We start from the raw sequence: 14,462 nt of genomic DNA on the forward strand, positions 1-14,462 counted from the left end.
GATGGGTCATAATTTTAAACGTACAGATCGAGTCGCTGAGATGATTCAGCGAAAGTTAGCGCAGATAATTCCTATGGAAGTAAAAGACCCGCGCTTGACAGGGTTTGTTACCATATCAGCAGTAAAAGTTGCTGCTGATTTGGGACATGCCAAAGTATATTTTACCGTTCTTAATGACGATAAAGAAACAACGGCGACTATTTTAAATGCGGCTGCTAGTTATTTACGTAGTGCATTGGCACGCAGTATTACTTTGCGTACAGTTCCTCAACTTCATTTTGTATATGATGAATCAATAGAGTATGGAGAACGTTTAAGCCGTCTTATCGATAAAGTGAATCCGCCAAGTTCCGAAGATGATGAAAGCAATTAATCCTTCAGCATTAGATGGAATTTTATTGCTGAATAAATCAGAAGGAATGACCTCGAACACTGCGTTGCAGAAAGCAAAGAGGCTGATAGGTGCAAAGAAAGCTGGCCATACTGGAAGTTTAGATCCACTCGCCACGGGTATGTTGCCTCTTTGTTTCGGCGAAGCGACCAAAGTATGTCAATTTTTGCTTGATGCAGATAAATGTTACCAAACTACGGGTTTATTAGGCATTAAAACTAATACTGCTGATGCAACAGGTGACATAATCGCTCGTACTGAAGTATTTGAAATTTCAGAGGCTAATTTGCTTGATGTATTAATGCAACATACAGGTCATATAAAGCAGGTGCCTTCGATGTTTTCCGCTTTAAAACATAATGGAACACCTCTTTATCGTTTGGCCAGAGAAGGGATTCATATCGAGAGAAAAGCACGTGAGATCCTGATTAGTAATTTGCAACTTAATGCATTTGACAGTAATCAATTTTCATTAACCGTAACTTGCAGTAAAGGAACCTATATTCGCAATTTAGTTGAAGATATTGGTGATGCTTTAGGTGTTGGGGCTCATGTAACTCGGTTACATCGGGTTTATACGTCAGGTTTAGAAAATATGCCTATGTATTCTCTGGATGAATTAGAGGAAATGACTATTTCAGAACGAAAAGCTTGCTTAATTCCTATGGATAGAGCAATTAGTCATTTGGAAAAAGTGACTCTTTTGAGCGAAGAAATTGTTATAATTCGTCAAGGTAGAGTAGTTACAAATAAAATAGGTGTAGAAAGAGAAGATTGTGTTCGTCTTTATGATGAGAATGCACAGTTTATTGGGTTAGGTGAACGAAATATCCAAGGTGATATTAAAGCGAAACGATTACTTTCTTTTTAATTCTTTTTATATATTAAAAGAGTGATTACCGCTAAATATGAAATTTTTTGCACAAAAATAATTTTCAGTACTTGTTTCGTTGGACATGCCTTGGTAGAATGTTCGCCTTTAAATGAATACTTAGTAGTTCCAGGAGTGTATAATGTCGCTAAGCAGCGCAGATAAAGCAGCAATTGTTAATGAATACAAGCGTACCGATAAAGATACTGGTTCGCCTGAAGTTCAGGTTTCTATTATTACTGGCCGTATTAAATATTTAACTGAGCACTTTAAAGAACACAAAAAAGATTTTCATTCTCGACGTGGACTGCAAGAACTTGTTAATAAGCGTCGTAAGCTGTTGAAATATTTAAAGCGTAACGATGAAGCTCGCTATCAAACATTGATCCAAAGTCTGGAACTGAGAGATTCTTATTGATTGCTGAGCAAATACATTTCTTTACGAATGTACTTTACAAAAAATACTTTAAATAAAGGCGCATTTTTCTGCGCCTTTTTTTCGTTATAATTACTTAAAGAGGAAGATTACGTGGCTAAGTTTACAAAAGAAATAGCATTTGGTGACCACACGCTTATATTGGAAACTGGTGAAATTGCGCGACAAGCGGATGGAGCTGTATTAGCCAGTATGAATGGCACTCAAGTATTAGCTACAGTAGTTGGTAAAAAAGAAGGTGGTGAAGAAAATGGTTTTTTCCCATTAACAGTAAATTACCAGGAAAAATTTTACGCAGTAGGTAAAATACCTGGTGGATTTAATAAACGCGAAGGCAGACCATCAGATAATGAAACTCTAACTTCACGACTCATTGATCGCCCTATTCGTCCATTATTTCCTGAAGGTTTTTGCAATGAAGTACAAGTCATTGTTACGGTACTTTCTCTAAACCCCGAAGTTTCTGCAGATATTGTTGCAATGGTCGCCTCTTCTGCAGCATTAGCTCTGTCTGGGGTTCCTTTTAACGGTCCAATTGGCGCTGCTCGTGTAGGTTATAAGGACGGTATTTACTTATTGAATCCAAGCCGCAAAGACCTGGAGCAATCCAAACTTGATTTAGTAGTTGCAGGAACTAAAGATGCGATTTTAATGGTCGAGTCAGAAGCTAAAGAATTAAGTGAAGACATTATGCGCGGCGCAATTATGTTTGGTCATGAAATGATGAAAAATGTGATCAAAGCAATAGAAGAGCTTGCAGCACAAGGTGGAAAAACTCGTTGGGAGTGGACAGCTCCTGAAGTGGATACTTCTTTACAAGAACGAGTTTCAGATATGGTGAAACAAGATGTTGAAGCAGCGTATCTGATTAAAGATAAACAAGAGCGTTACCAACGTTTGAATGAGTTAAAAGAACAAACAATATCAGCACTGCAAGCAGAGAATGATGAGTTAAAAGCCGATGTAATTGGCAATATGTTTGTCGAAATAGAACGTGCTACTGTACGTAATCGCATTCTTGATGGTGAGCCACGAATCGACGGTCGTGACCACAAAACTGTCCGTCCAATTGCGATTCGTACAAAACTGCTAGAAAGAACACACGGTTCCGTTTTGTTCACTCGTGGTGAAACCCAAGCTATTGTTGTTGCTACTTTGGGTAATGAGCGTGATGCACAAATCCTAGATAATATTACCGGTGAATCGAAAGACCGCTTTATGCTGCATTATAATTTCCCTCCTTATTCGGTTGGGGAAACCGGTATGGTTGGCAGTCCCAAACGTAGAGAGATTGGACATGGTCGCCTAGCAAAACGTGCAATCATGGCTGTTTTGCCCGAGGCAAATGAATTTCCCTATGTTTTAAGAGTTGTTTCTGAAATTACTGAATCTAATGGTTCAAGTTCGATGGCTACAGTATGTGGCACTAGTCTTGCGCTGATGGATGCAGGTGTTCCCTTAAAAGCACCTGTAGCTGGAGTCGCGATGGGCTTGATTAAAGAGGGGGATCGTTACGCAGTATTAACTGATATATTAGGTGATGAAGACCATTTAGGTGATATGGATTTCAAGGTAGCAGGTACTGAACATGGAATCACAGCATTACAAATGGATATTAAAATCCATGGTATTACCAATGAAATTATGGAACAAGCTTTAGACCAAGCCTTAGCTGGTCGCTTGCATATCCTAGGCGTAATGAATAATGCATTATCAGAGCATCGGGACGAATTATCTCAGCATGCACCTCGCATTACTACAATGAAAGTTGCTGAAGACAAGATCCGCACTATTATCGGTAAAGGTGGTGCAACAATTAAAGGATTAATTGACAGTACCGGTGTTTCTATAGATATCGATGATACAGGTGTTGTTCAATTATTTTCTCCAGATATGAATGCATTGGAAGAAGCACAAAAGCAAATTAAGGCATTAATTGCTGAAATAGAGGTTGGCCAAACTTATCATGGTAAAGTAAGTAAGATCGTTGATTTTGGCGCCTTTATCAATCTTTTACCTGGTAAAGATGGATTACTCCATATTTCTCAAATTTGTAGCGATCGTTCACAAAAAGTCGAAGCAGTACTGCAAGAAGGACAAGATATTGTAGTATTTGTTGCGGGAATTGATAAGCAAGGTCGTGTAAAGCTTGAGTGGAAAGATAGACCACAAGCAGAAGAAGTAACAGCCACTCCTGCTGAAGAAGCTCATCATGAAAAAGAGCCTAGTGAAGCAGCAAATGAAGGTATTAGTGAAGGAGAAGAAGAATAAGAAACTATCCATTCTTCCGCATATATAGGTGTGGAAGAAAGATTTTTAGTTGTAACCCGAGTGAAGCAAAAATATGACTAATATAGCCTCCCGGGTTACGCTTTGCTTCACCCAGGTTATAATGCTAGAAAATGGAGATGGAAAGCAGGATTACTTATTGTGAGTCAAGGTTAAGAATTCGGCTCGACTTGTTGGGCTATTTCGCATATCACCAAGCATTACTGAAGTGGTCATTACTGAGTTTTGCTTTTCGACGCCGCGCATCATCATACACAGATGTTTGGCTTCAATTACTACAGCTACACCTCGTGCACCGGTAATTGACTCTAAGCAGTTCGCTATTTCTGAAGTTAGCCGTTCCTGTATTTGCAAGCGTCGCGCAAAGTAATCAACAATTCGGGCTACTTTCGATAAACCTATTACTTTTCCATTAGGAATGTATCCAACATGACATTTGCCAAGAAATGGAAGTAAATGGTGCTCGCACATGGAATACATTTCAATATCCTTGACTATAACCATTTCACTCATATCAGAATCAAAAAGTGCGTCATTAATAATATCATCCAGGCTCTCATTATAGCCTTTAGTCAAATAACGCATGGCATTGGCCGCACGCGTAGGAGTGTCAATCAACCCTTGGCGACTTATGTCTTCACCTAATTGTATTAGCAGTTCTTTATATAGTTTTTCCATTGTTCTTTCCTACCCAGGGGGCCAAGTCATATGACGTCCGCCCAGCAAATGTAAATGAATGTGATATACTGTTTGGCCACCGTCGGGATTAATGTTAAAAACTAATCGATATCCTGCGTCACTTATTCCTTCAGTTTGAGCAATTTTTTTTGCCCCTAAAATCATTTTTCCCAACAGGGCCTGGTTTTCATCGCTGGCGTCATTCAGCGTAGCAATATGTTGCTTCGGAATAATCAGCAGATGTTTAGGAGCTTGCGGGTTGAGATCACGAAAAGCCATTATCTCATCGTCTTCAAAAACTACTGATGCAGGAATTGCACCTTGTGCAATTTTGCAAAACAAGCAATTCATAAGCAATCTCATTGTGATTAAAAAAGACTATTATACATTGCATTACTTATAATGCGACAGCTTCTCTTTGCCTTTTAACGTGTTTTTTCGCATAATAGCCGCTTTATGTTGCAAATTTGCATTCGTACCAAGATTTTTATTTAAAGTAAACCCATAATGGTGAGAGTACTTATTCCTGTTAGAACCGGCTTGCGCCCTAAAGGACGGCGTTTGTCGAATTATCAAGGATATATTATGTCTTATCGTTTTACTGTATTTTTATTCTATTAAGAGGGGAGAAGAATAAATGAGTTTAATGAGAATTAGCAGTGGTCGTGATTTACCAAAGGAAATTAATGTAATTATTGAAATCCCTATGCATAGTGAGCCTGTAAAGTATGAAGTAAATAAAGAGTCCGGAGTATTATTTGTTGACCGCTTTTTAACGACTCCCATGTTTTATCCAGTCAATTACGGTTATGTTCCGCACACTTTATCAGAAGACGGGGATCCAGTTGACGTTCTCGTTGTGACTCCAGTTCCTCTTGTAGGTGGATCGGTTATTCCATGTCGACCCGTAGGTATGTTAAAAATGACTGATGAGTCAGGCGTAGATGCTAAAATCTTAGCGGTTCCTACGAATAAGCTAACTAAAATTTATGAATCGATTCAATCATATGAAGATCTGCCGCAGCATCTATTAAACTCTTTGGAACATTTTTTCAGTCATTATAAAGATTTGGAAGAAGGTAAATGGGTTAAACTGGATGGTTGGGTTGGTCCAGACGCGGCGTTCGAAGAGATTAAGGCCAGCGTAGCTCGATATAATAATGAGCAAAATTAGTTGAAATTTATTTTTTCCGATGAAAGAAATATTCGTGGGGTTTGGGCGAAGACATACGGTCAAGACCCCTGAAACATAATATAGTGCGACTTTAGTGTTGGGTTACACAGCATTAAAACGGAAGTGTTGCATTTATCGGTCTGCTCACCCTTACTATCAATTGATGCTCTAAGTTGTGGCATGAAGATAAGAGACAACTTTTAAGCTGAATCAAATGGAGCAAAAATTGTTAAAATCCAATTTTTATTTAATAACAGGTGGTCCAGGCGTAGGCAAAAGTTCTGTTATAAAATTGTTACAAATGAATTCATTCACCGTAGTTAGTGAAGCAGCAAGAACAATTATAAAAGAGCAAAAACAGCAGGGACACAATGCGATACAAGTTGATAATCGATTTAAATTTTGTCAATTAATGCTGCAACAATGTTTGCACGATTTTTTGGAGTATTCCGAGTTCGTTTCCCCCGTCTTTTTTGACCGAGGACTACCTGATTTATTAGGTTATCAGTCAATCGCCAGTGGAGCAGCTTGGGATAACCTGATTAAAGATATTGTGCTTGTAAATAAACAATATAGATATAATCAACGCGTATTTATATTTCCTCCATGGCAAGAAATATATACAACCGATGAAGAACGGGTGCATACCTTTGAACAAGCTGTTTTGGCTTATGACATAGTCAAAGAAGCACTTATTAGTGCAAACTACGATTTAATTGAAGTACCGAAGCTATCTGTTGAACAACGTGTAACATTTATTTTAGAAAAAATTAATATAGTGATATAAGAATCAACTTTAGAATCGTATAGCAATGCCCTACCCTCAATGCTAATAAGGTTGAATCAAATATTGAATCTCGCTTTCTTTGAAGCCATATGATACTTTATTTCGTGTTATAAAAGCATGAGGTAATTCGGTGACATACCATCTTTCTACATTGTTTCTTATATTGCTTTTTTTAATTCTCTTGGCTGCATTTTTTGCTGCCACTGAAATTGGTATGATGTCGATTAATCGCTATAAGTTAAAACATCTAGTCAAGAAAGAGAATAAACAAGCAACGCGAGTGAATCAAATACTCTCTCGACCCGATCGACTATTGAGCGTTGTCTTAATCGGTAATACTCTGGCTAATATCCTTGCATCAACCATAGCAACTTTGATTGGTCAGCGTGTTTATGGTGATGCGGGTATTGCTATAGCAACCATCATTTTAACGCTGGTGATTTTAGTATTTGCTGAAATGATACCCAAGACATTCGCAGCAATTTATCCACAAAAAGTTGCATTTGCTACTTCATTGCCACTACAAATACTTCAATTGATTTTTGCCCCCTTGGTATACATCAGCAGCTCTATGTCTAACGGTGTATTACGTTTATTTCGGATCTCAATTGACAAAATACAAAAGGAATTCTTGACGAATGAAGAATTACGCTCAGTGGTACATGAAGCAGGGGGGCTATTACCAGTTGAGCATAAGAGTATGTTGATTAGTCTTCTAGATTTGGAGCAAGCTACGGTAGAAGATATTATGATTCCTAAATCGGATATTGTTGGTATCGATATCGAAGAGCCTTGGTCGGAAATTCTGTATCAATTAGAAACAGCAAAACATACCCGTTTGCCTTTATACCGCAATTCCATTGATGATCTGGTAGGAATGATCCATGTGCGTGATGTATTAAATTTGGCTATAGATAATGAGTTGGATCTTAAAAGTCTACTGAAAGCAGCGGATGAGCCATATTATATTCCTGAGGCTACTTCGCTTAATATTCAAATATTAAATTTCAGAAAAATGAAGAGACGAAGTTCCTTTGTAGTTGATGAATATGGAGATATTCAGGGCTTAGTCACAATGGAAGATATACTTGAAGAAATTGTAGGTGAATTTACTACAGATGTGGCTGCACTAAGTCGAGATATTACTCCGCAAAGCGATGGCTCAGTTATTGTTGATGCAAGCATAACATTACGTCATCTAAACCGATTAATGGGATGGCAATTACCGATGATAGGGCCAAAAACGTTAAGCGGATTAATTGTCGAGCATCTTGGCTATATTCCTCCAGCTGATTCATGTTTAACTATAGAGAACTATCGGATGGAAATACTAAGAGTCGGCGACAATACAATTAAAAGTGTAAAAATGTTCAAAATAAGCAAGAGGCGCAAATAATGAAGCTATTTTGTATCACTTTCTTTTAAAGTGATCACTTGTGCCGTAAACATATAACCACCATTGCGAATGGTTTTGATTAATGCCGGTTTTTTTGCATCAACTTCAATTTTCTGGCGTAGTCGGCTTATTTGCACATCAATTCTTCGGTCAAAAGGATTTAGATCACTATTTTTGGTGATTTGCAGCAGGAGCTCCCGGTCCAGGATGCGTTGGGGTTGCAGTACAAAGGTAAGTAATAAATCATATTCCCCAGCACTTAACAGTAATTCTTCATTGGTATTATCACGAAATACTTGCCTGGAAGCAGGATAGAGTCGCCAATTGGAAAAAACTAGAACTTCTTTTTCCTGCTCAGATTGTTGGCGTGCACGTAAGACACGTCGGTTAATTGCGCTGACTCGTGCATGGAGCTCTCTTGGTAATAATGGTTTTACAATAAAATCATCTGCTCCCGCTTCGAGTACTTTAATACAGGCATCTTCATCTGGAGTATCGTTTAAAATCAATAAAGGCACAGGATAGTTTGTATAAAATTGATGAATTGCTTGGAGGTCATTTTGCAAAATAGACCAATGAATTAAAATGGCCATAGGTTTTCCTACTCCACTTTGAATGGGAGCAAATAATTGCTTTTGCTGTACAATTTTAATATTAAATTGTGCAAAGTATTTCTTGAGATCCTCACTCACAGGATCGTTATCGATGAATAAAAGATAACTGGGTTGCGGCATTAATTTATTCCCATTGTTTTTAAGCTGTATTCGTCGTAATTTTGGCAAGATTAGTATCGACTTGCAATTATTTTCGATATTATTCTAGGAGTTATTGGCTCTATTTTCTACGTCTCGCTGGGATGCTGCTTATCTTAAAATCTTACTGGATCCTCAAAAGTAGCATGTTACATTTTTTCCAGCTGGTACAGTTATATCAGGGCGATGCTTGAGGAGAAGGGATGACACAAAATAGAACTCAGTTTTCAAGTTGGTTTGTAACAGACAATGAGCGAGCAAAGGCTTTGGTCAAAAGCGAACTTAAAATGACGAAAAATGATCTTGATAGGTATAATTTATGGTTGGAAGGATTTGTTGATTTTTGGAATAAAAGTGATACGAATCATAGGGAGTTGGGAGCTGTATATTATGACTGGAGTATTGAACAACAGCAAGTCGCATTGGATAACCTTGCTAATCCCACATTCGCTGGTTTGGTGAATGCAATTTTCTTCTATAAGATACACCCGGATAAATTATTTGCTGATGTGATTCATCCTCAAAAGTTAATTTCGGTACAGATGCGTCTAGGGTTATTGCATTATTATATCGAATTAATGCAACAAAAATTGTATGAGATTGCTTTTCAAAAAGGATTAACCCTAGGGATCGACTATTTTTTGCATGATGAGGACTTACCTCAAGGTATTAGAGTCAAGACAAGTGAAGAATATAGACAAATGATTCAATCAGCAGTTAAGCGGTTAAAACTCAACTCTAATTCAACTCACGTAAACGGAGAGACCATTGATTACGTATCAGATCTGAGGAAGGCGTATAAATTTTGGTTTAACCCAAATCGTTTAATAGATGCGGTGATGGTATTAAAACAAAATTTGTTGTCAGGGGGTATAGAGCCAGAAAAGGGCCCAATTCTTTTTCAAGAAAAATTGGTGTCATTGTATAGCCAACTAACTACTTCCGAATGTGTGGATTTATATGGCTACTTTGCTAATAATGATACACAGTCTTTACTCTATACCTTCTTTAACATCACTCACAGAGGCACTTTTGATTGGTTGCCGTTACTTAATAATGAAGAACAAGCCGCGGTAGTTGAGGTTTTTGATGCCTTATGTAGTGTTATGAATGCTTTGCGTATCGAATTGGGAAATAGACATTTCCTCACTGAACCTTATACGTATGATTTAGCGGACTCAAATCTGGAAATAGACAATCGTAATCGTGATGCAGTATATAGAGTGCTTAAAATTTATAAGCACATTAATACAATCCACGACGATGTTATTGAACAATTATTCCAGTCTATCGAAGAATAATTGAGTAACTAGCGCTCTTTCTTTTTCGCTTCCAAGAAGAACGAGCGTAACTGCTTAATGATTAAGGCACCGAGTTTTCTTTCTCTTCCCGATTGCGTGAGTGGAATGCCTATTTTTCGCGAAATCTTAGCTTTTAAAGCAGAGATCCCAATAAGTCTTTTCCATGAAAATCCACCACGATTCATTATTCTAACCCTTATGATAAATAGGGCGAGTATACTATTGTTTTTCTCGGTGTGAAGGAGTTCAAACAATTTTTTATAATGCGTTTATTCGTGATCAGTGGAAGGGCTATTGATATGCCAATTATAGATGTAACTGTCGATGGTATTTATGTGCTTAAGTTGGCTTTGCAATGGCTCTTTTGCAAATTGTAATAAATGAAAAATAATATCCTGCTTGGTCCCGCCAAAATCCTCTTCAAACCAATCGTATAATTTAGAGATGATCAGTTTTCCCTCGATAACGCTTACTCCTCTCAGGGAGTTAATGTAATTTGTGGCAGCTTGGTTTAATTGTTCTTCAAGAAGTTTTCCCTGGTAGACTTTTCTACTAAGATTGGGAGCGCCAATAGTGCCGTTGCTTATGGCATAATGAGTGCGGGGATCATTCCAAATCGCTCTAATAATGCGATTATTAATGTCGTCTAAAGTTAAAGATGTATCTTTAATAGTAATGAGGTTCGCGCCCCATGGGCCTATGCTGAATAATCCTGGGGAAATATTAATTTCTTGAATTGTAGTAACTGGATAATAATTGGCTATAATCTGCACGGTTAAAGCGTTGTATAAATTAATCCAATATGCCAATTGCTCATTACGATTGTAATTATTAATATCGATTTCTGCCATGCTTTTTAAATACTCTTTAAGCAAGTTTAAATCTATTTGTGTCATATGTGCATAATCAACCAAATTGATATTTTCTTCATTGGTGACAATGCGGCGATTAAGAAAATTTTGCCAAAGTTGATGTGAAATAACTTCTTTTGATAACGGGTTATTGACTTCCCATTTGGGCCATAAACTTTTGTAAAATGAGGCGTTTGCTAGTCCTGAAATGAGAAGCATTAATATGAGAATGTATTTATTGCGGTACATTATTTTAAACATGAATTATTGCTCTATTGCGAAGGGCGTTCCCTATAGTATTGCCATCCAAAAACTCTAATTCTCCTCCAGAGGGAATTCCGTGCGCCAATTGAGTAATGTTAATTGATAAATCACACAAAAGCTGATGGATAAAATGAATGGTAGTTTGCCCTTCTACGCTAGGGCTTAACGCTAATATCACTTCTTTGATTTCTTCTTGAATGATGAGATTTTTAAGTCGAGGTAACCCTATGTCCTCAGGGCCTAAGCCATCAAGTGGGGATATTTTTCCCATGAGAACAAAATACTTACCTTGAAAAGCATTGCTTTGTTCTATAGCAGATACATCAGCTGGGCTTTCCACAACACATAGCAAGGAAGAGTCCCTATTTGGATTTTGGCAAAGGGTACAAATTCTTTGTTCTGTATAGTTAGCACAACGTTCACAATGGTGAATATTATTCATTGCTTGCTCAAGACATGATGCAAGGTGTAATCCTCTCTGTCTTTGATGCTGAAGCAAATGAAACACCATACGTTGTGCCGATTTTGGACCTACGCCTGGTAGACAGCGGAGCGCTTCTACCAAGCGGTTTAACATATCCATCGTTAGGATTATTCCTTATCACCGCCCATTAAATCAGTTGGAATGTTTAGACCTGCTGTTAATTGACTGATTTTTTCCTTAGATGCTTTTTCAATTTTTCGTACGGCATCATTAATTGCTGCAGCAACCAAATCTTCCAACATCTCTACATCTTCTTCCATCATGGTAGGTTTAATTTTAACTTCAGTGGCATCATGTCGGCCATTCATTTTAATAACTACCATGCCACCACCAGCTTCACCTGTAACAACTAATTGACTTAATTGTTGTTGCGCTTCTTGCATACGTTGTTGCATTTTTTGCGCTTCTTTCATCAGGTTGCCAAGATTTTGATTCATATCCATTATTAAGGCCTCATATGTTTAGATTTAAATTCGATATATTATAAGTCATCTTTCAGCGGGACAATAGAATTTTTGACCAATTCTGCTGAAAATTCTTGTTGAAGTTGTTGGAACATAGGATCACTTTTTAACGCGGCTTCTGCTTTCAGTTGTTTCTGTTGAGTTGCCTGCTCTTTTTGCTGTGCCGGAGAACATTGAACTGATTCATCACTGTTTAACGTAATTTTTACTTGATTTTGGTAATATTGACTCAAGGCTGTTTCAATGCGCGAGAGTATTGTTGGCGTAAATAGAGATTGATGCCCTTTGGCCACACGTAAAGTAACCTCTCGTCCATCTTTGGCGAGTAATTCAGCATTTTCTGCTGCGTTGAGCGCTAAACCAGTGAGTTTGAGATGAGGGATAATGCTTGCCCAGTCGCTCGCTTCTTGATTAACAACCTGCGGTTGTTCTTCTTGTTCTTCATCATCTAAATTTGCTGTTGGATTCGATAACTCTCGAGCTGGCATTTCTGGAGCCTGCTCAGGTACCTCTTGCAATGCAAGAGATGGTTGTTCAGATGGTAACAGCGTTTTATAGGATGCTAAAGGAGGAAGGGCTTCTTTAGGTGCTGGTCTAAACGTTAGCATGCGCAATATGGTCATATTGAAGCCGATGATTAACGTAGGAGCAAGATGAATTTCTTCACGCCCTTTAAGTCCAATTTGATAAAACAGTTGGGTGTCTTCGGCAGAAATGTGTTGCGCTAGAGTTTTTATTTGTGATGGAGGGCTAATTAGAGGATTATTATCTCCAATGGCATGATATACGGCTAGTTGATGGAAATAGTTAAGTAATTCATCCAATACATATTGAAAATGTCCGCCTTCAATTGAAATGCATTGGCTAATTTTTAATACAGCAGCGGCATTTTGTTCTGCCATGGCATATATTAATTGCAAGGCATAATCTTGTTGGGTATATCCCAGGATCATTTTGACATCATTTGCGCGTAATTGGGTATCGCAGCCTGTAATCGCTTGATCCAAAAGGCTTAAGGCATCGCGCATGCTGCCTCGAGCAGCTTGAGCCAATATATCAACAGCCTCAATTTCAAAACCAAGTTGTTCCTCTTTAAGAATCAGTTGCAAATGCTGGCTGATCAACTCTTTCGCTAAATGCTTCAGATTAAATTGTAAGCAACGAGATAAGACGGTGACAGGAAGCTTTTGTGGATCTGTTGTAGCTAAAATAAATTTAACATGATCTGGCGGTTCTTCCAGTGTTTTGAGCAGCGCATTAAAACTATGCTGCGAGAGCATATGTACTTCATCAATTAAATAGATTTTAAAACGACCAATAGCGGGTGCATATTGGACGTTATCTAATACATCGCGAGTATCTTCAACCCGAGTTTTAGATGCGCCATCAATTTCGATTAAATCAATGAATCGGCCCTGCTCTATTGCATTACAGATAGTGCACTGTAAACAGGGTTCTGAACTAATGCCTTTCTCACAATTCAGTGATTTAGCTAAAATGCGAGCGATACTGGTCTTACCTACACCGCGAGTGCCGGTAAAAAGGTAGGCATGGTGTAATCGCTGTTGATTCAGCGCGTTGATCAATGCCTTGTTTATGTGGTCTTGGCCAACCAGTTGGGAAAATGTGCGTGGTCGCCATTTACGGGCAAGTGCCAGATAGCTCATACATGTTTTCACGAGTTGGGCGGCAGCTCTAAGAGCCACACTCCGGCGCTCGAATCAATCGCTACCGCTGCTCCCTTCCGGGCCTGACGGGGTTCACGATCTATCGCCGCGAAGGGACCAATAGAGCCACCATAGTTGAATGGCGAAGATTAACAAAAAAAAGAGGGGATAGCCAGACTTGGCAAAAAATAATTTATCAATAATTCTTGTGCACGAGATATTCGGATAAAACATAACAATAATATCTTAACTTTAAAAATTAAGCGTTCTATTCATATTGAGTCCAGTAAATCTTAATTTACTCGGCGAATTTATATCTCTGACGTTTAAGCTGTCTTTAATTTCATCCCTGAGCTATCGCATGAGAAAGAATTTAGACAGATGCATCTATCGGTGAATGACGATACATTAAGCTTATTAAAATTATTGTTAAATAGCATGTAGGCGTCTGTGCTTTAGAAATGAGAAGAAAATAACAAACATTAATTCGCATAAGTAAAAATATGAATCCTCGTTATAATGAAATTCATAATATTCTATTCATTAATATATAGTTCTCTCTCGAGTGGAACTACAACAAATATCACATTTTTTTAAAAAAATGCAAAAAGTGTTTGACACTGTTGGCGAAATCAGTAGAATACGCAGCACGCCTTC

16 protein-coding genes and 1 other RNA gene are annotated in these 14,462 nt (G+C 38.1%); 8 read left to right on the plus strand and 9 right to left on the minus strand.

What is annotated here, in order from left to right:
* The first annotated feature begins 1 nt into the window (after position 1).
* From rbfA to pnp, 4 genes are all read left to right on the plus strand, one after another.
* Complete coding sequence (gene rbfA, locus DGG96_RS05970; RefSeq protein ID WP_110142041.1) at positions 2–373, plus strand: 30S ribosome-binding factor RbfA; 372 nt, start codon at positions 2–4, stop codon at positions 371–373.
* Positions 360–1,262 (plus strand): tRNA pseudouridine(55) synthase TruB, encoded by a 903-nt coding sequence (gene truB, locus DGG96_RS05975; RefSeq protein WP_110142061.1) that lies wholly within the window; start codon positions 360–362, stop codon positions 1,260–1,262. The genes rbfA and truB overlap by 14 nt, the downstream gene beginning before the upstream one ends.
* 142 nt (positions 1,263–1,404) lie before the next feature.
* On the plus strand, positions 1,405–1,680 hold the full coding sequence (rpsO, locus tag DGG96_RS05980; RefSeq protein WP_110142042.1) for a 30S ribosomal protein S15: 276 nt from the start codon (positions 1,405–1,407) through the stop codon (positions 1,678–1,680).
* Positions 1,681–1,791: 111 nt separating this feature from the next.
* The gene (gene pnp, locus DGG96_RS05985; protein WP_110142043.1) at positions 1,792–3,969 is read left to right on the plus strand and encodes a polyribonucleotide nucleotidyltransferase; all 2,178 of its coding nucleotides are present in this window, start codon (positions 1,792–1,794) and stop codon (positions 3,967–3,969) included.
* Positions 3,970–4,119: 150 nt separating this feature from the next.
* On the opposite strand, the gene folE is transcribed toward pnp, so the two are convergent.
* Positions 4,120–4,665: a GTP cyclohydrolase I FolE gene (folE, locus tag DGG96_RS05990; RefSeq protein WP_110142044.1), complete on the minus strand. Its 546-nt coding sequence runs from the start codon at positions 4,663–4,665 to the stop codon at positions 4,120–4,122.
* Between the two features lie 9 nt (positions 4,666–4,674).
* Complete coding sequence (locus tag DGG96_RS05995; RefSeq protein ID WP_110142045.1) at positions 4,675–5,016, minus strand: histidine triad nucleotide-binding protein; 342 nt, start codon at positions 5,014–5,016, stop codon at positions 4,675–4,677.
* 286 nt (positions 5,017–5,302) lie between these two features.
* On the opposite strand from DGG96_RS05995, the gene ppa reads away from it, so the two are divergent.
* From ppa to DGG96_RS06010, 3 genes are all read left to right on the plus strand, one after another.
* On the plus strand, positions 5,303–5,839 hold the full coding sequence (gene ppa, locus DGG96_RS06000; protein WP_110142046.1) for an inorganic diphosphatase: 537 nt from the start codon (positions 5,303–5,305) through the stop codon (positions 5,837–5,839).
* Between the two features lie 214 nt (positions 5,840–6,053).
* Entirely contained in the window at positions 6,054–6,626 is a 573-nt protein-coding gene (locus DGG96_RS06005) for an AAA family ATPase (RefSeq protein WP_110142047.1), read from the plus strand.
* A gap of 130 nt (positions 6,627–6,756) precedes the next feature.
* Positions 6,757–8,022 carry an HlyC/CorC family transporter gene (locus DGG96_RS06010; RefSeq protein WP_110142048.1) on the plus strand — a complete coding sequence of 422 codons (1,266 nt, stop codon included), beginning with the start codon at positions 6,757–6,759 and terminating at the stop codon, positions 8,020–8,022.
* A gap of 5 nt (positions 8,023–8,027) precedes the next feature.
* On the opposite strand, the gene DGG96_RS06015 is transcribed toward DGG96_RS06010, so the two are convergent.
* Positions 8,028–8,756 carry a winged helix-turn-helix domain-containing protein gene (locus tag DGG96_RS06015; protein ID WP_110142049.1) on the minus strand — a complete coding sequence of 243 codons (729 nt, stop codon included), beginning with the start codon at positions 8,754–8,756 and terminating at the stop codon, positions 8,028–8,030.
* Between the two features lie 221 nt (positions 8,757–8,977).
* Here DGG96_RS06015 and DGG96_RS06020 point away from each other — a divergent pair, with 221 nt between their 5' ends.
* Positions 8,978–10,075: a hypothetical protein gene (locus DGG96_RS06020; protein WP_110142050.1), complete on the plus strand. Its 1,098-nt coding sequence runs from the start codon at positions 8,978–8,980 to the stop codon at positions 10,073–10,075.
* An 8-nt stretch (positions 10,076–10,083) separates the two neighbouring features.
* Here the strand turns inward: DGG96_RS06020 and DGG96_RS20765 are convergent, their stop codons facing one another.
* From DGG96_RS20765 to ffs, 6 genes are all read right to left on the minus strand, one after another.
* Positions 10,084–10,260 (minus strand): hypothetical protein, encoded by a 177-nt coding sequence (locus DGG96_RS20765; protein WP_165831585.1) that lies wholly within the window; start codon positions 10,258–10,260, stop codon positions 10,084–10,086.
* A gap of 84 nt (positions 10,261–10,344) precedes the next feature.
* The gene (locus DGG96_RS06025; RefSeq protein WP_110142051.1) at positions 10,345–11,187 is read right to left on the minus strand and encodes a DUF547 domain-containing protein; all 843 of its coding nucleotides are present in this window, start codon (positions 11,185–11,187) and stop codon (positions 10,345–10,347) included.
* Entirely contained in the window at positions 11,180–11,773 is a 594-nt protein-coding gene (gene recR / locus DGG96_RS06030; RefSeq protein WP_110142052.1) for a recombination mediator RecR, read from the minus strand. Before recR ends, DGG96_RS06025 begins: the two co-directional genes overlap by 8 nt.
* An 8-nt stretch (positions 11,774–11,781) precedes the next feature.
* Positions 11,782–12,117: a YbaB/EbfC family nucleoid-associated protein gene (locus DGG96_RS06035; RefSeq protein WP_028381768.1), complete on the minus strand. Its 336-nt coding sequence runs from the start codon at positions 12,115–12,117 to the stop codon at positions 11,782–11,784.
* Positions 12,118–12,155: 38 nt separating this feature from the next.
* Positions 12,156–13,805 (minus strand): DNA polymerase III subunit gamma/tau, encoded by a 1,650-nt coding sequence (dnaX, locus tag DGG96_RS06040; protein ID WP_110142062.1) that lies wholly within the window; start codon positions 13,803–13,805, stop codon positions 12,156–12,158.
* Between the two features lie 26 nt (positions 13,806–13,831).
* An RNA gene (ffs, locus tag DGG96_RS06045) (signal recognition particle sRNA small type) lies at positions 13,832–13,928 on the minus strand.
* Positions 13,929–14,462: the final 534 nt, after the last annotated feature.

This window comes from Legionella qingyii, assembly GCF_003184185.1.